General features: G+C 69.5%; 15 protein-coding genes. 4 read left to right on the top strand and 11 right to left on the bottom strand.

The window, feature by feature from the left end; all coding sequences use genetic code 11:
* Positions 1-27 precede the first annotated feature (27 nt).
* From rfbD to APZ21_RS21710, 4 genes are all read left to right on the top strand, one after another.
* Entirely contained in the window at positions 28-906 is an 879-nt protein-coding gene (gene rfbD, locus APZ21_RS21725; protein WP_054815113.1) for a dTDP-4-dehydrorhamnose reductase, read from the top strand.
* A 100-nt stretch (positions 907-1,006) separates the two neighbouring features.
* Positions 1,007-1,906, top strand: a complete 900-nt coding sequence (locus APZ21_RS21720; RefSeq protein ID WP_054815167.1) for a glycosyltransferase family 2 protein — start codon at positions 1,007-1,009, stop codon at positions 1,904-1,906.
* Between the two features lie 47 nt (positions 1,907-1,953).
* Complete coding sequence (gene manB, locus APZ21_RS21715; RefSeq protein WP_054815112.1) at positions 1,954-3,033, top strand: mannose-1-phosphate guanylyltransferase; 1,080 nt, start codon at positions 1,954-1,956, stop codon at positions 3,031-3,033.
* Between the two features lie 105 nt (positions 3,034-3,138).
* Complete coding sequence (locus tag APZ21_RS21710) at positions 3,139-4,602, top strand: phytoene desaturase family protein (protein ID WP_054815111.1); 1,464 nt, start codon at positions 3,139-3,141, stop codon at positions 4,600-4,602.
* Between the two features lie 50 nt (positions 4,603-4,652).
* Here APZ21_RS21710 and APZ21_RS21705 read toward each other — a convergent pair whose 3' ends face one another.
* From APZ21_RS21705 to APZ21_RS21655, 11 genes are all read right to left on the bottom strand, one after another.
* Positions 4,653-5,150, bottom strand: coding sequence for a hypothetical protein (locus tag APZ21_RS21705; protein WP_054815110.1), 498 nt, complete (start codon positions 5,148-5,150; stop codon positions 4,653-4,655).
* The gene (locus APZ21_RS21700; RefSeq protein ID WP_054815109.1) at positions 5,147-5,641 is read right to left on the bottom strand and encodes a hypothetical protein; all 495 of its coding nucleotides are present in this window, start codon (positions 5,639-5,641) and stop codon (positions 5,147-5,149) included. The genes APZ21_RS21705 and APZ21_RS21700 overlap by 4 nt, the downstream gene beginning before the upstream one ends.
* A 927-nt stretch (positions 5,642-6,568) precedes the next feature.
* On the bottom strand, positions 6,569-7,219 hold the full coding sequence (locus tag APZ21_RS21695) for a response regulator transcription factor (protein ID WP_054815166.1): 651 nt from the start codon (positions 7,217-7,219) through the stop codon (positions 6,569-6,571).
* Entirely contained in the window at positions 7,183-9,462 is a 2,280-nt protein-coding gene (locus APZ21_RS21690; RefSeq protein WP_054815108.1) for a sensor histidine kinase, read from the bottom strand. The genes APZ21_RS21695 and APZ21_RS21690 overlap by 37 nt, the downstream gene beginning before the upstream one ends.
* A gap of 66 nt (positions 9,463-9,528) precedes the next feature.
* The gene (locus tag APZ21_RS21685; protein ID WP_054815107.1) at positions 9,529-10,455 is read right to left on the bottom strand and encodes a cation diffusion facilitator family transporter; all 927 of its coding nucleotides are present in this window, start codon (positions 10,453-10,455) and stop codon (positions 9,529-9,531) included.
* Between the two features lie 95 nt (positions 10,456-10,550).
* Positions 10,551-11,768, bottom strand: coding sequence for a mannose-6-phosphate isomerase, class I (gene manA, locus APZ21_RS21680; RefSeq protein ID WP_054815106.1), 1,218 nt, complete (start codon positions 11,766-11,768; stop codon positions 10,551-10,553).
* A complete protein-coding gene (locus tag APZ21_RS21675) occupies positions 11,768-12,994 on the bottom strand; it encodes a hypothetical protein (protein ID WP_054815165.1) in 1,227 nt (408 codons plus the stop codon). Before APZ21_RS21675 ends, manA begins: the two co-directional genes overlap by 1 nt.
* Positions 12,995-13,109: 115 nt before the next feature.
* Entirely contained in the window at positions 13,110-14,486 is a 1,377-nt protein-coding gene (locus APZ21_RS21670) for a phosphomannomutase/phosphoglucomutase (protein ID WP_054815105.1), read from the bottom strand.
* Positions 14,487-14,618: 132 nt separating this feature from the next.
* Positions 14,619-15,002, bottom strand: a complete 384-nt coding sequence (locus APZ21_RS21665; RefSeq protein WP_082393347.1) for a DUF3499 domain-containing protein — start codon at positions 15,000-15,002, stop codon at positions 14,619-14,621.
* 90 nt (positions 15,003-15,092) lie between these two features.
* Positions 15,093-15,572, bottom strand: coding sequence for a metallopeptidase family protein (locus APZ21_RS21660; RefSeq protein WP_169812081.1), 480 nt, complete (start codon positions 15,570-15,572; stop codon positions 15,093-15,095).
* A gap of 78 nt (positions 15,573-15,650) precedes the next feature.
* Entirely contained in the window at positions 15,651-15,884 is a 234-nt protein-coding gene (locus APZ21_RS21655; RefSeq protein WP_040709504.1) for a WhiB family transcriptional regulator, read from the bottom strand.
* Between the last annotated feature and the right edge of the window lie 118 nt (positions 15,885-16,002).

Genomic DNA, 16,002 nt, shown 5'->3' with positions numbered 1-16,002 from the left:
CGGTCACGGCGTGCCAGACTTGCGGCCGTGACCGCAGTGACCCCGCCGTCCGCCACCCGTCTCGTCGTCACCGGATCCGGTGGCCAGGTCGGCACGGAATTGATGCGCCGCGCGCCCGACGCCCGCGGGTATACCCGCGCCGAACTCGATATCACCGACGCCGCCGCGGTGCGCGCCGCCGTCGCCGCGGGCGACGTGGTGCTGAACTGCGCCGCCTACACCGCCGTCGACCGCGCCGAATCCGATGTCGATGCCGCCTTCGCCGTCAACGAGACCGGTCCGGCGGTGCTGGCCGAGGCATGCGCGCGGGTCGGTGCCCGGCTCGTCCACCTGTCCACCGACTACGTCTTCCCCGGCGACGGCGAGCGGCCCTACGCCGTCGACGATTCCACCGGACCCGCCACCGTCTACGGACGCTCCAAACTCGCGGGCGAACGGGCGGTACTGGATCTGGCCCCGGCGGCGCACGTGGTGCGCACCGCGTGGGTCTACCGGGGGACCGGCTCGGATTTCGTCGCGACCATGCGCAGACTGGAAGCCGAACAAGAGACCGTCGATGTCGTCGACGACCAGCGCGGATCGCCCACCTATGCCGCCGACCTGGCCGCGGGCCTGCTGGAGTTGGCCGCGCGCCCGGACGCGCCGCGGGTGCTGCACGCCACCAACGCCGGTGCGGCGACCTGGTTCGAGGTCGCGCGGGCGGTCTTCGAGGAGATCGGCGCCGACCCCGCGCGGGTGCGGCCGACCGATTCCGCGGCCTTCCCCAGACCCGCACCGCGCCCGGCCTACTCGGTGCTCTCGGACCGCGCCTGGCGCGCGGCCGGGCTGACACCGCTGCGGCCGTGGCGCGAGGCGCTGCACGGCGCGCTCGCCGGATACCGGGCCGCGCGTCCGGCCACCGCCTGACAGCGTCCGTAACGGGTTTCGTCCTGCGGTTTTTCATCGATGTCGGCCGGTTGCGGACCGAAGACGCGCGGCGGTGCCGATCCCGCTAGGCTGGGCGGTCGTGAGTGAGCGCAGCGAGCGAACCGACAACCAATCCGCGGCTCTTGCCGTCGTCACGGTGACCTACTCACCGGGCGAGCACCTCGAACACTTCATCACGACGCTGGCGCACGCCACCAGTGAGAAGCCGCAGGTGATCCTGGCCGACAACGGGTCGACCGACGGTGCGCCGGAAATGGCGGCCGAGGCCAATTCGCACGTGCGACTGCTGCGCACCGGGGGCAATATCGGCTACGGCGGCGCGATCAACCGCGCGGTCGCCGAGATCGATCCCGCCATCGAATTCGTCGTCATCGCGAATCCCGACATCCGCTGGGGCACCGACTCCATCGACGAGATGCTGGCCGCCGCGCGGCGCTGGCCCCGCGCGGGCGCGATCGGCCCGAAGGTGCTCGAACCGGACGGCAGCGTCTATCCCTCGGCCCGGTCGGTGCCGGGTCTGCTGGACGGCGCGGGTCACGCGATCCTCGGGTCCATCTGGCCCGCCAACCCCTGGACCAGGCGTTACCGGCAGGAGAACGAACAGATCAGCGAGCGCACGGTGGGCTGGCTGTCCGGATCGTGCCTGCTCGTGCGGCGCAGCGCCTTCGATTCCATCGACGGCTTCGACTCGCGCTACTTCATGTACATGGAGGACGTGGACTTCGGCGACCGCATGGGCAAGGGCGGCTGGCACAACGTCTTCGTGCCGAGCGCCGAGGTCACCCACGCCAAGGGCCACGCCGCGAGCAGGCACCCCGAGATCATGTTGCCCGCCCATCACGCCAGCGCGTACCGCTTCCAGGCGGATCGGCATCCGCACTGGTGGCAGGCGCCGTTGCGGCTGGCGCTGCGGGCCGGACTTGCGATTCGCTCCCGGATTGCGGTTCGATCTGCGCTGCGACAGCAGGCGCGCGGCTGACCGGCGCGCACACCGCGGAACGATCCATTGCGAACAGGGGAAACTCGATGGCAGGACATGCAGGCACCGACGCCGTGATTCTGGTCGGCGGCCAGGGAACGCGGCTGCGCCCGCTGACCCTGTCGGCCCCCAAACCCATGCTGCCGACGGCCGGGCTGCCGTTTCTCACCCACCTGCTGGCGCGCATCGCGGAGGCGGGCATCACCCACGTGGTGCTCGGCACGTCCTTCAAGGCCGAGGTCTTCGAGGAGCATTTCGGTGACGGCTCGGATCTCGGCCTCGATCTCGAGTACGTCACCGAGATCGAACCGCTCGGCACCGGCGGCGGCATCCGCAACGTGCTGCCCAAACTGCGTGCCGATACCGTCATGGTCTTCAACGGCGACGTTCTCGGCGGCACCGATCTCGGCGCCGTTCTCGACACCCATGTATCGACCGACGCCGACGTGACGCTGCATCTGGTACGGGTCAGCGATCCGCGGGCCTTCGGTTGCGTGCCCACCGACGATCAGGGCCGGGTCACCGCGTTCCTGGAGAAGACCCAGGACCCGCCGACCGACCAGATCAACGCGGGCTGCTACGTCTTCCGCCGCGAATACATCGAGAAGATCCCCACCGGGCGCCCGGTGTCGGTGGAACGCGAGGTGTTCCCGGCTCTGTTGGCCGAGGGCGCGCGCGTGCAGGGTCACGTGGACACCTCTTATTGGCGCGACATGGGCACCCCCGAGGATTTCGTGCGCGGTTCGGCGGATCTGGTGCGCGGCATCGCGCCTTCGCCCGCCCTGCCCGGTCAGCGGGGTGAATCGCTGGTCCATCCCGGTGCGGGCGTCGCACCGGGCGCGGTGCTCATCGGCGGAACCGTCGTCGGGCGCGGTGCGGAGGTCGGCGCGGGCGCGCGGCTGGACGGCGCGGTCGTATTCGACGGCGCGGTCATCGAGGCCGGGGCCACCGTCGAGCGCTCGATCATCGGTTTCGGCGCCCGCATCGGTCCGCGCGCGCTGGTCCGCGATGGCGTGATCGGCGACGGAGCCAATGTCGGCGCCCGCTGTGAACTGCTGCGCGGCGCGCGCATCTGGCCCGGAGTCGAGATCCCCGACGGCGGCATCCGCTTCTCCACCGACGTCTGAGTTCGTACCCGATCGGCCACGCGGCGCGCGGCGTTTCCCCGCGGTGCGCCGGGCCGCCCGCCTCGGGCGGCGCAGTTGTCGGGTCGACGGCGGTAGCGTGGTGGCATGGCTGAGGTTGTGATCGTCGGGTCCGGGCCGAACGGGCTGGCCGCGGCGGTGCTGCTGGCACGGGCCGGGGTGTCGGTCCAGGTGTACGAGGCCGAGTCCACCGCGGGTGGCGGCTGCCGCACGGGCGAGCTCACGCTGCCCGGATTCCGGCACGACATCTGCGCGGGCGCGCATCCGATGGCCTCGGCTTCCCCGTTCTTTCGAGCATTCGACCTGGCCGCGCACGGGGTCGATCTCCTGGCCCCCGAGGTGTCCTACGCCCATCCGCTCGACGGCGGCCGCGCCGGACTCGCCTGGCGCGATCTCGACCGCACCGTCGACGGCCTCGGACCCGACGGGCCCGCGTGGCGCGGATTGTTCGCGCCGATGGTGGCGAAGTGGGAGTCGGTCGTCGGCGTCGCCATGTCGGATCTGCGCCGCCCGCCGCGTGATCCGCTGACCGCGGCGCGTTTCGGTCTGCGTGTGCTCGAACAGGGTTCGCCGCTGTGGAATGCGCGCTTCCGCGACGAGGTCGCCCCCGCTCTGCTCACCGGCGTCGCCACCCATGCCATCACCTCGCCGCGCGCCATTCCCGCCGCGGGCGCGGGCATGCTGCTGGCCACCCTCGCGCACGCGAGCGGATGGGTGGTGCCGCGCGGCGGAAGTCAAGCCATCGTGGACGCGCTCATCGCCGAGATCGAACGCCTCGGCGGCAGCGTCGTGACCGACCATCGCATCGATTCACTCGACGAATTCCCCGTCGAGCAGAAGATTCTGCTCGATCTGGCTCCCGCCGAATTCCTTCGTATCGCGAGCCATCGGCTACCGACCCGCTATGCCGACCATCTCGCCGCGTTCCGCTACGGCGGCGCGGCCTGCAAGGTCGATTTCGCCCTGTCGGGCCCGGTACCGTGGTCGGCACCCGGCTGCGACCGCGCGGGCACCCTGCATCTGATCGGCACCCGCGCCGAGGCCGTCGCCGCCGAATCCGCCGTCGCGGGCGGCCGCCACCCCGATCGGCCCTACGTCCTGGCCATCCAACCCGGTGTAGTCGACGAAACCCGCGCACCTCGAGGCAGTTACACGTTCTACACCTACGCCCACGTACCCCATGGCTCGCCCCGCGACGTCAGTGCGGCCGTGATCGCCCAGGTGGAACGTTTCGCCCCCGGCTTCGCCGATCTCATCCTCGCCCGACACGTCTACACCGCCGCCGAACTGCCCGACCACAATGCCAATTACGTGGGCGGCGACATTTCCGCGGGCGCGATGACCCTGCGCCAGTTCCTCTTCCGACCCACCGCCCGCTGGAACCCGTACGCCACGCCACTTCCCGGCGTCTACCTGTGCTCCTCCTCGACCCCGCCCGGCCCGGGCGTCCACGGTATGTGCGGCCTGCACGCCGCGACCCGAGTCCTGCGCACCCACTTCGGCATCCGCGCCGATCCCCTCGACCTCCTGCGAACCGCGGGGGCCAGGTAGTCCATCGGGAGCACCGGGCTCTCGATCTCCCGGAACGTGGCCGTCACGGGTTACCGGTGGTGACCACTCCGAACCAGTCTCAGTATGGGTTTTCGGCACAGGGGTTCGTTGGGGCGGGTGAGTTGGACTGTCGGGCGGTCCCTTTCGTAGTCGCGGCGAATTCGATTCCACAGGGCGCGGGGGATGGCGTCGAAGCAGGCGCCGAGGTGGATGCCGTCGAAGTGGGTGGTGTGGCCGCTGTCGTGGGTGACCGAGACGAGGTTGATCACGCCGCCGCTCACGAACCAGCGTGCCACCGCGTCCTGTACGCGAGTGGCGCGGAGTTCGCCGCGGGCGCTGAGGTAGAGGCGTTCGTTGGGCAGGCGCGGGTGATCGGCGGTGCGCGGGAGAATGGCGGCGGCGTCGACGTAGTGGCGGCGGTTGTGGTCATCGATGAATGTCAGCGCGGCGGTACGGCAGGCGAGAAAGTCGAACCGTATGCCGTGCAGGAAGATCGACAGCTGGACGTCGGGTTCGTGCGGGCGCGGCGACGCGCACTGGCGACTCATGACACGGCGCGATGGACTTCGCGCCGCGGCTCGCGTTCCGCGACCGTATCGGTGGCGTCGAGCACCGATACGCCCGATGGGCGGAAAGGGCTGTGCGCGGGGGTGATCCACGCGCGGTAGCCGGGATCGGTGTCGGTCGGCGACGGCAGCGCGATCAGCCCGCCGTCCCCGACGAGTTGGATTCCGCGCCGGAACAGGGCGGCGAAGCCGGCAAGGCGCGCGGTGGGGATATCCGAGCGCACCAGGAAGCACCAGGTGCCGCTGCGCGGATGCGAGACGATCGGCCCGCCGCCGCGCCCGCCGCGCTCCAATTCGAATTTCACCCGCTGTCCCAGCTCCGACGGCATCATCAATCCCCACACCAGACCCGCGCGGAAGGTGATGCCGCCGTGTCGCGGGTCGACCACGGCGGGCAGTTCGCAGACCTTGCGGTAGTAGTCGCAGCGCGCGCGTGGCGTATCGGCGAATCCGAGCGGCTGTGAATCGGTCACGGCGTCTCCTGGACGGGCAGGTGGGGATGGACAACGGCGAGTCGCCGACCACACCGACGTCGCGGCAATCCTCGAGAAACTGGTGGCGCGGCGCCCCGCCTTTCCGAGCGCGTATTCAGAAGAACATCGACCGGTCGGTGGCGGGAAGCGATCTCGGCCCGCAGTACCCGAAAATCCGCCGCGGTTCCAGTCGGGATTCGTGTCGGGTTGCGGACGGAACCGCGACTGTCGTGGAACACCGGTACGGAGGGAATCGCGGACTACCGGTATCCGCTCGATGAGAGAGTTGGCCGCGGCCACGTCGTGACGGCAGCGGAAAGGCCCCGCTGTCGCGGGGCCTTTCGAGGGCTATTGTCCGGCGGTCGGGCGCAGAAGCCGGTGGGCGTGTGCTTCTCGGACGGCGGTCGCGCGCTGGCTGCGGATGACAGCGGCGATCCGGTTCAATCTCGCCGAGGGGACATCGGCGGTTTGCGACACGAAGGGATCGGGTTCACGGGTGGACGGCGCTCTCCGGTCCCGTGACTCGAGCGCGCGCTCGTTCTCGCGGCGCGCTCGATCGGCCGACGGTCCGGGTCGGGGCGCGGTCGGTTTGGGAAGCGATTGCGGCCGCCCCGTATGGTTGCGCGGGAGCGTGCCGGGTAGAGCTAGGGGAGTCGGTGCGTTGATGGGGGGGCATCGTCATCCGTTTCCGACTCGTTCCCGAACGGGATGTCTCGACCCGATCGAAATCGAACCAGTGTGAGTGGGCAGGCCTGATCCGTCGCGTTGGGTCGGCGGCGCTGCCGTACCGAACGGTGACGAATCCGTTTCGGCTGATTCCGGTGTCCTGACGTAGTGCTGCGTTTTGCGCGCGATACCATCTTCTCCGTTGTCCGGTCGCACCGTCTGTCGGGCGAATACCCGACAGATGGTTGGTAACCGATCTTTCTAGAATTCATCAGCGGCGATCAGGCCGTCGCTGATCGCCCGCGCGACCAGTGCGGCCTTCGTCGGCGCGGGCCGTCCCACCGCGGCGTACCTGGTCCTGATGCGCTCGAGGTAGGTGTCGATCGAGCTCACGCTGAGAAAGAGCTTCTGTGCGACAAGTACTTTGGACTCCGACTGAAACCAGGCCAGCAGCACCTCGCGTTCCCGTTCGGTCAGCCGCGGACGGTCCGCGGTCGCGTCGCTGGTCATCATCTTCGCCATGGTGGGGCCGCCGTGGTAAGGACGATCGCGGGCGGCGGCGCGGACCGCGTGGATCAGGTGTTCGTCGCCCTCGCCCTTCGAGAGATAGGTCACCGCACCCAGATTGAGACAGTGCCGGACCAGACCCGGCTCGGTGTGCTGGGAGTACACGACGACCCGGTGCGCGTCGTCGCTGAGCCGCTGCACGGCGGTGGTATCGGGTTCGCGAGTGCCGAACTGGAGGTCGGCGACGACGACATCCGCGCGGGCGAGCGCATCGGGCGCGTCGAAGAGTTCGTCGGGATGCTCGAACCAGGCGATCACCTCGATCGGTGGTTCGGCATCGGCACACCAGCTCCGAATGCCCGCGACGATCACCGGATGGTCATCGACGATGGCGATACCGACCACGACCGCTCCCCTTCCTGCGCAGACGAGTAGTGCAGTCGCACCCAGATGAGATTGTCGGTGATGTCGATGTCCGTGCGGACGAGATCGCTGTGTTCGTCGACCCCGGCCGCGGCGCCCGCCTCGACACCGGAGACCAGAATGCTGATCGTGGTCTCGTCGGAGTCGTCGGTGAGGACGATGCGCACCTTGCTCGCGCTGCGCTGTAACAACATTCGCGCGGTCGCCAGGATATGGGCGTGCACCTCGTCGGCGGGAGCGCGCGGCGCCGCGGTCACCTCGACCGCGACCGTGGTCCCGCGTCGTTCCGCGGATCGAATGGCGGGCAACAGATCCGCCACCACAGGGTGGTCGTAACTGTCGGCCTGGTCGAGTAGGCGTCGCAGCTGGGCATATTCGTTCCTGGCCTCGGCGCGCACCTGCGGATCGTGCGGAGAGCGGGAGCCGTCGGCGAGTGCCCGCAACAGCGGAGCGAAAGATTCGAACAGCTCTCGGTACTGGGTTCGGCACTGTTCCTTCAGTATTCGCGCGACCGCCGTCGCGGCCAGCGCCTCGGCGTACGCGCGATTGGTCTGCGCGGCCCGCTGGATCACCCGATCCAGTGACGCGCCGAACCAGGCCGCGAGCAGTTGCAGCAGGAAGACGCTGCTGCTGTGCAGGCCGAGGATGCGCACGACATTGCCCGCGTCGGCATGCAGCAGGGCCACCGCGCAGGTCGCCCCCCACCACACCGACAGACCGATCACGCTCAGCGCCAGCCGGTGTCGCAAACCCAGCGCCACGATGCACCACCCTGACGCGCCGATCGCCCAGTTGCCGGTGCCGAGCACCTGATCCGGCGGCAGCAGGAAGCCGAAGACGATCGAGCCGACCACCACCTTGGCCATGAGGATCGCCGTCGCCGCGGTCGAGCGAACCGGAACCGCGATGGAGGTGATCATCGCGACGGCGACGATACCGATGAGCAGCAGGTCGATGGGCCAAGCCGGCGGCGTCCCGGACGGGATCTGCGACTGCTGCACGATGATATCGACGCCGATATAGGCGACGAGCACGTAGACGATGTGATCGGCCAGGCGGCGCACACCCTGCGCGGCGACCGGAACGTCGTCGGTGGGCCGCTGCGGCGGCGGTGGCGCGTCGGGCCAGGTCATCGTGACGCGGGTGCCGCGGCCCGGTTCGCTGAGCAGCACCGCGTCACCGCCGATATCGCGCAGCCTGCCCAGGATGGAGCGGCGCACACCGTGGCGCTGGCCCGTGTTGGCGGCCAGTCCCGAACCGTTGTCGGAGACCGTGAGACGGCGCCGCTCCACATTGATGCGCACCTCGGTGGCCTCGGCGTGCTGATCGGTATTGGTGAGCGCCTCGCGGGTGGCGGCGGACAGACAGTGCGCGATCTCCGAGCGCACCGGCAGACTCGGCAGTCCCTCGATGACCACCGGGGTCCGGCACTGTTTCGCCAGGGTCTCCAAAGTGGCCACCAGATCGCGGCTCTCGGCCTCGTCCTCGATCGGTACGCCGGCGCCGAGCACGTCGAGGTCGCGGCGGGCCTGTTCGGCGACGCGGTCGCTGTCGGTGACCGCGCCGTGCCCAACCATCAGCAGCGTGGAGGCGACGGTGTCGTGCAATAGCGCCCACTGTTCGCGTTCGTACCGGCGTTGTACCGCCGCGGTTTCCGCCTCGGCCCTGGCGGTATTGGCGGCGATCAGCGCGCGATCGTGCAGACCCGCGGCCCGCATGAGCATGTGGCGCAGCAGCGCCGCGTGCGCCCACTGGACGATCAGATACGCGACGGCCGCATCGGTGAAGAAGCCGACCGGGTCACCGCCCGGCGCGTCCCGGCCTGCCCAGTAGAGCACGAGCATCGTGCCGACGGTCGCGGCCGCGGAGATCACGGCCGATTGCGTGAAGGCCAGCGAGATCAATGTCGCGGCGACTATCTTCCGTTGTGCCAGACTGTCGCTGAGCGTGATCGGACTTGCCGCCGTCACCGTCGCCAACAGATAGCACTGCACCACCACGAGATCCGCGACCGACCACCCGGTGCCGTGGCGCCGACCGACCAGTCGCATCCCCGACCAGAGGATGAGGCAGATCACCGCCTCCGCCGCGGCCGACGAAAGCCGCGGCCCGGTGAGCAGTTCGACCAGCCCGACCAGCACGCAGGTGGCATGGAGGAATATGGTCGCGACGCTGTCGCTGGTGCGAATCACCGACGCGCGAGTGGGTTTCGGATCCAGCGCCACTATTTCACAGTAACGACACGGTAATTGGACTGCTACCGGAGATATCTCGCCCCCCTACTTCCGGGGCTAGGCGGTTCCGGCGCGCTCTCGGTACAGATCGGGTTCGAGGTAGATGACGCGGGCGGCGGGTACGGCGGCGCGGACCCTGGCCTCGGCCGCGTCGATGGCCGAAGCGATGGCCGCGATGTCGAGGCCGGGGACGAACGCCACTTTGGCCGCGACCAGAATCTCCTCCGGACCGAGGTACTGGGTCTTGAGATGAATGACGCGGTCGATGTGTTCGCCGTCGACCAGATTGGCCCGAATGAGACCGTCCTCCTTCGGCGTGGCGCCCTCGCCGATGAGCAGACTCTGCATCTCGACGATGAGAATGACGGCGATGACGCCGAGCAGGGCGCCGATGGCCAGCGTGCCCACACCGTCCCAGACCGGGTCGCCGGTGAGCATGGTCAGGCCGACACCGGCGAAGGCGAACAGCAGACCGACGAGCGCCCCGGTGTCCTCGAGCAGCACCACGGGCAGTTCGGGACTGCGCGAGGTGCGGATGAACCGCCACCAGCTGCCGGCGCCCTTCAACGGCCGCGACTCCTTGATCGCGGTGGTGAAACTGTAGGTCTCCAGCCCGATCGCGATCAACAGGATGACGACGGCGACGATCGGCGAGGACAGTTCCTCGGGATGCTGGACCTTGTGCACCCCCTCGTAGAGGGCATACACCGAGCCGAGGGTGAACAGAACGAGCGCGACGACGAAGGAGTAGAAATAGCGGTTGCGGCCGTAGCCGAAGGGATGCAGCTCGTCGGCCTCCTGCTCGGCACGTTTCTGCCCGAACAGCAGCAGACCCTGATTCGACGTATCGGCCACCGAGTGCACCGCCTCGGCCAGCATCGATGCCGAACCGGTGATCGCCGCGCCGACGAATTTCGCCACCGCGATCCCCGCGTTCGCCGTCAACGCGGCGATGATCGCCTTCTTGCCACCGCCAGCAGACATGTCCGCAATGTCCTCTCTCGTCGCCTCGACCTCGGGAAAAGATAGCGTGTCGTAATACCCGGTCGCGCCACGGGGAGATCGAGAACCGGCCCGGATCAGTCCGAACCGCCGACGCACGCGCAGAAGAACTGCGCGGGACCGTCCACCGCCTGCGCCCGAATATCGTTGTCGGCGGCCGATATCCACGCCGCGCCGCCCCGGCCGACCAGTAGTTCGGCGCCGTCGTGCAGCAGCCGGACGGTGCCCGCGGTACACAGCACGATGCACGGGCCGTCGTGCAGCGGCACCCGCGCCGCGCCCGCGGTCAGGTCGAAGCGGTGCAGCGCGAACTCGGGTGCGGGCGTGCGGTAACGCACCGAGCCGTCGCCCGCGGGTTCGGGCAGTATCACCGGCAGGTCGATGGGTTCGAAATCCAGCACCCGCAACAGTTCCGGCACGTCGACGTGTTTCGGCGTGAGCCCGCCGCGCAGCACGTTGTCGGAGTTGGCCATGATCTCCACGCCGAGGCCACGTAGATAGGCGTGCAGATTCCCCGCGGCCAGGAACAGACCCTGCCCCGGTTCGAGGGTCAGACGGTTCAGCAGCAGCGCCGCGAGCACCCCCGCGTCACCCGGATACGCCTCGGCGAGTTCGAGTGCGGTGCGTGCCTCGGCGTTGAAGGCGCGGTCGCCCTTCGCCGACAGATAGCGCACACAGCCGTCGAGCACCGCGGGCAGCAGGGTCGCCAACACATGCTGCGGCAGGGTGATCCACGTGGTGAACAGGGTCCGCAGGCCGGCCGAATCCGGCTGGGCGGCAAGCAGGTCGGCATAGGACCGCAGCGGGGAGACGTCCAGCGCGCGCAGCAGGTCGACGGTGCGCCGCGGATCGCGGAACCCGGCCAGCGCCTCGAAGCGGTCCAGCGCCACCACCAGCTCCGGTTTGTGGTTGTCGTCGCGGTAGTTGCGCATCGGGGAATCCAGCGGAACCCTCGCCCGATTCTCCTGTTCGAAGCCCGCGCGGGCCTGAGCGGCGCTGGGATGGGCCTGTAACGACAGCGGTTCCTCGGCGGCGAGGATCTTCAGCAGGAACGGCAGTTTGCCGTCGAATGCGCCTGCCGCCGGACCCAGTTCGCGATCCGGGTCGTCGGCGACCAGTTGCAGCAGTGAGGTCGTGCCGTCGAGCGCCCGCACGTGGGCCGGGTCGGCCGGATGCGCGCCGAACCACAGTTCGGCCTCGGGATGAGCCGAGGGAACGGGCCTGCCGCACAGCTGAGCGAGTGCGGTACGCGAACCCCATGCGTAGGAACGCAGTGCACCAACGAGTTCGTGCACTAGTAGCGTCCCCCGTCGTACCGTTCGTCGGCGGCCGGGGCGCCGCCGCGCCATCCGATCAGCCGGAGGTAGGCGGCGGCCATTTCGATTCTGAGCGCGAGCACGGCGAGCTGCTCCAGTTCGGTGCTGTGGGTGGCCGATACGGGCAGCGGGACACCCGTTTCGTCGGCGGCCCGTGCCGGGGTCGGGGTCGGGGCCGACGGATCGCGGAGCGCGCTCTGCAACAGGTCGACATCGGCATTGACCAGATCGGCGTCGACCAGGCCCGATCCGCCGAACGTCGCGATCCGGCGGCGCGCGGCGGCTTGATCGGCGTCGGTGCTGAGCACGAAGACCCGCATCCGTTCCACCGGAGCGGGACCGTCGAGTTCCTCGTCGTGGAACATCGGATCGAAATCCGGGGCCGATCCGCCCGCGGCGTCGAGCATCACCGCGTGCGCGGCCACCGCCTCGTGCAGATCGACGGCCGTCGCGACCCGGCCCGCGGCATGCAGCAGCACCTCGGCCCCGTGTTCGGCGAGTTCGGCGGTGGCGGGTGAATCGCCCGAGAAGACGATTCCGCGCTGCTGCATGCGCGCCGCCAGCGTCTTGGCGGGATTGTGGAAGACCTCGTTCTGCGGTGCGTCGCGCAGCGCTTCCGCGTCAAGCACATCGGCCAGCGCCGTGAGATCGGGTGCGGCCGCACCGGAACGCGCTGGGTCGATGGCGTGCAGCACGGCGATTCCGGCGGCCAGATAGCGCAGCAGGCGGTTGTGGTCGAGAACCGGCACTCGCGGCTCCAGCAGGGCCGCGCGGCGCCCGGCGGCGGTACGCAGCGGACCTTCGAGCGGCGCGGCGATCACCACCTCCGCGCCGCGGCGCTGACCGCGGTCGACGGCTTCGATCAGGCGCGGATCGCCCGCGTCGTCACCGGCGACCACGACGACGTCGAGCGGACCGACCCAGGGCGGTAGCGCGGGCGCGGGCACGATGGGCAGACCGGCCCGTTCACCGACCGCGGCGACCAGGACGCCCGCGGCGCGCGTCGCGCGCCCGGGACCGGTCACCAGCACGAGACTGCGTGGACGCAGATCGACGAGCCGAGCCAGCGCGTCCTCACCGACGGCGGCGGCCGTCGCGCGTACCTGTGCGCCGCCGGAGGCCGCCGAACGCAGGGCGCCACCGCTGTCTGCCGCCTCGAGCGACGCGGCGTCGTCGAGGTCGAGAACCGGAGTTCCAGCGATCATCGGGCGTCCCACCTCCCCTCATCGCGCTGTAGCTGATCCGTCCCGAACTCGGCCCGGATCGTGCACAACGAGCCCGGGTCGGGCGAATCCAAACTCTGTGATTCCACTATTCCAGTCAGGCGCGGACGATGCTCAGGATCTCGGTCACGAGTGCGTCTACTTCCTCCTGCGACCGGGCTTCGACGTTCAACCGCAGCAAGGGTTCGGTGTTGGAGGCCCGCAGATTGAACCAGGCGTCGTCGGCGAGCTGCACGGTCACGCCGTCCAGCCTGTCCACGGCCAGCGCGCGGTCCTCGAACGCCTCGAGCACCGCCGCCGTGCGCCCCGCGGCGTCGGCCACGGTCGAGTTGATCTCCCCGGAGGCGGCGTACTTCTGGTAGGCCGACATGAGTTCGGAGACCGGCCGGTCCTTCTCGCCGAGCGCCGCGAGCACGTGCAGCGCGGCGAGCATGCCGGAATCCGCGCCCCAGAAATCGCGGAAGTAGTAGTGCGCGGAGTGCTCACCGCCGAAAACCGCGCTCGTAGCGGCCATCTCCTGCTTGATGAACGAATGGCCGACCCGGGTGCGCACCGGCGTGCCGCCCAATTGTTCGACCAGTTCCGGTACCGCGCGCGAGGTGATCAGATTGTGGATGACGACCGCGCCGGGCTCCTTGGCCAGCTCCCGCTCGGCCACCAGCGCCGTGATCGCCGAGGGCGAAACCGGATCGCCGTGCTCGTCCACCACGAAGCAGCGGTCGGCGTCGCCGTCGAAGGCAAGGCCGATATCGGCCCCGGAGGTACGGACCAGCCGCTGGAGATCGACCAGGTTGGCCGGATCGAGGGGATTGGCCTCGTGATTGGGGAAGGTGCCGTCCAGCTCGAAGTACAGCGGGACGATGGTGACCTGGGCCAGCGTCCCGAGCACCGCGGGGACGGTGTGGCCGCCCATGCCGTTGCCCGCGTCGACGGCGACCGTGAGCGGCCTGACGTCGTCGAGCTTCACCAGCCCCCGCAGGAAGGCGGCGTAGTCGGCGAGCAGGTCGACCTCGGTGACGTCCCCGCGCGGGCCGTCGAAGGCGGGCACGCCCGTGACCAGTTCCCGCTTGATGATGGCCAGGCCGGTGTCCTGGCCGACCGGCAGCGCATTGGCCCGGCACATCTTGATCCCGTTGTAGCGGGCCGGGTTGTGGCTGGCGGTGAACATCGCGCCGGGGCAGCCGAGATGGCCGGAGGCGAAGTACAGCTCGTCGGTGGAGGCGAGCCCGATGTGGGTGACGTCGAGACCCTGATCCCGGACGCCCTCGGCGAAGGCCGCGGCGAGTTCGGGGGAGGAGTCGCGCATATCGTGTCCGATGACCACGCGGGAGGCGCCCTCGGCGCGCATGAGGCGGGCGAAGGAGGCCCCGATATCGCTGACGAATCGCGCGTCGATCTGTTCACCGACGACACCGCGAACGTCGTATGCCTTGATCACCGCGTTCACGAATTCGGCAGAGCGCGTGGCTGTCATGGGCACCACCCTAGTGGTTCGGCCCGACGGGCTCGACGGGGTCCTACCCTCGATCCGCGCGGGCGGTGTTACCACGGTGAGTCGCGGGCGTTGCCGCCGCGGGTCGCGGGCAAGGGTGAACGGGTCGCCGGATCAGCTGGGCGGGTCGGGCAGGACCCGCAGGTGGCCGCGCCTGCCGGTTCTGGTGACCCGCGGCGGGGGCGGCGGCGGGTAATCGCGGTAGCCGCGCTGATCCGGTTCGGGGGGTCGCCTGCGCAGCCCGGCCTCGCGCACCGCCTCCGCCAATGCCGTCAGATCATCGTCGTCCGGTGTGCTGGAGGAGAACCCGCCTTCGTGGCGGACCATGTCCCAGCCCTTGGGAGCGGTGATGCGGGAGGCATGTGTTTCGCAGAGGTCCCAGGAATGCGGTTCGGCGACGGTGGCCAGCGGTCCGACGACGGCCGTCGAGTCCGAGTACACATACGTGAGCGTCGCGACGGCCGGATTCTTGCAGCCTGGTCGGCAGCAACGACGCATGGGAATCACGCCGATGAGCGTAACCCCCCTGGCGTCCGTACGCGGCCAGACACGCGGTAAAGGGGCATGGCTCACGTCGCCGTGCAGGCGTTATTCCGGCTCGGGGTCGATGACGTCGGGGTCGACTCCGAGGTAGGTGGCGATCTGCTGGACCAGGACTTCGCGCAGCAGGTCGACGAGGTCGTCGGGATCGCCCGCGCGCAGTTCCAGCGGTTTGCGGAACAGTACGACACGGGCGCGGGTGGCCGCTCCGTGGCGGTCGACGCCCGCGGGCACCAGCCGTGACAGCGGCACCGGGCCGTCGGCCACGACCTCGTCCGGCCAGGTGACCGTATCGGGGTGCAGCGGGCGGATCTTGGGGACATCGTCGACGGCGATGTCGAGTTTGGTGAGCCGGTCGTGCCACCGGCTGTCCAGCGGTGCGAAGGCTTCGAGCACCAGTCGGTCGAACTGCTGGCCCCGGGTTCGCCACGCGGGCACGGTGGGGGGCAGCATGGGCCCGCGCACGCCGCGACCACGGCGGATCACTGACCGCGCGGTCGGCGGTCGTCGATTGCGAGAGCGTGACATGGAATGAATCTATGCCATACGGAGAAGGACGGGTGAACTCGCACCGACCTCCCGGTGGAGGCCGGTGCGGCGCCCGAACTAGCCGATTCCGCGCTTGAGGCGACGACGCTCCCGTTCGGAGAGGCCGCCCCAGATGCCGAAGCGCTCATCGTGCGCGAGTGCGTACTCCAGGCACTCGTCGCGAACCTCGCAGCCCAAGCAGATCCGCTTCGCCTCGCGGGTCGAGCCGCCCTTCTCGGGGAAGAACGCCTCGGGATCGGTCTGGGCGCAGAGGGCACGTTCCTGCCACTGCTCCTCGATGGATTCGAACATCTCATCGAAACCTGTCACGACAAGGCTGAGTCGCGGCGACGACATGTCCTCACCCGCGCCCTCCCGATCGATTCGGCCGATGTCTGCGCAGACGCCACGAGCTGCGCCTGCTGTGGAA

Origin of the sequence: Nocardia arizonensis, from assembly GCF_001310275.1 — a bacterium.
GTDB classification, from domain to species: domain Bacteria; phylum Actinomycetota; class Actinomycetes; order Mycobacteriales; family Mycobacteriaceae; genus Nocardia; species Nocardia arizonensis.
The sequence above is the reverse complement of the archived record's forward strand: the minus strand, read 5'-3'. Positions and strand labels throughout refer to the sequence as shown.

What these genes read in the sequence shown, in the direction of transcription:
- APZ21_RS21670 (WP_054815105.1), bottom strand. Translation starts at nt 14,486, where the DNA reads ATGACAGCCACGCGCTCTGCCGAATTCGTGAACGCGGTGATCAAGGCA.
- APZ21_RS21660 (WP_169812081.1), bottom strand. Translation starts at nt 15,572, where the DNA reads ATGTCACGCTCTCGCAATCGACGACCGCCGACCGCGCGGTCAGTGATC.
- APZ21_RS21665 (WP_082393347.1), bottom strand. Translation starts at nt 15,002, where the DNA reads ATGCGTCGTTGCTGCCGACCAGGCTGCAAGAATCCGGCCGTCGCGACG.
- APZ21_RS21675 (WP_054815165.1), bottom strand. Translation starts at nt 12,994, where the DNA reads ATGATCGCTGGAACTCCGGTTCTCGACCTCGACGACGCCGCGTCGCTC.
- APZ21_RS21685 (WP_054815107.1), bottom strand. Translation starts at nt 10,455, where the DNA reads ATGTCTGCTGGCGGTGGCAAGAAGGCGATCATCGCCGCGTTGACGGCG.
- APZ21_RS21705 (WP_054815110.1), bottom strand. Translation starts at nt 5,150, where the DNA reads ATGAGTCGCCAGTGCGCGTCGCCGCGCCCGCACGAACCCGACGTCCAG.
- APZ21_RS21710 (WP_054815111.1), top strand. Translation starts at nt 3,139, where the DNA reads ATGGCTGAGGTTGTGATCGTCGGGTCCGGGCCGAACGGGCTGGCCGCG.
- APZ21_RS21655 (WP_040709504.1), bottom strand. Translation starts at nt 15,884, where the DNA reads ATGTTCGAATCCATCGAGGAGCAGTGGCAGGAACGTGCCCTCTGCGCC.
- manB (WP_054815112.1), top strand. Translation starts at nt 1,954, where the DNA reads ATGGCAGGACATGCAGGCACCGACGCCGTGATTCTGGTCGGCGGCCAG.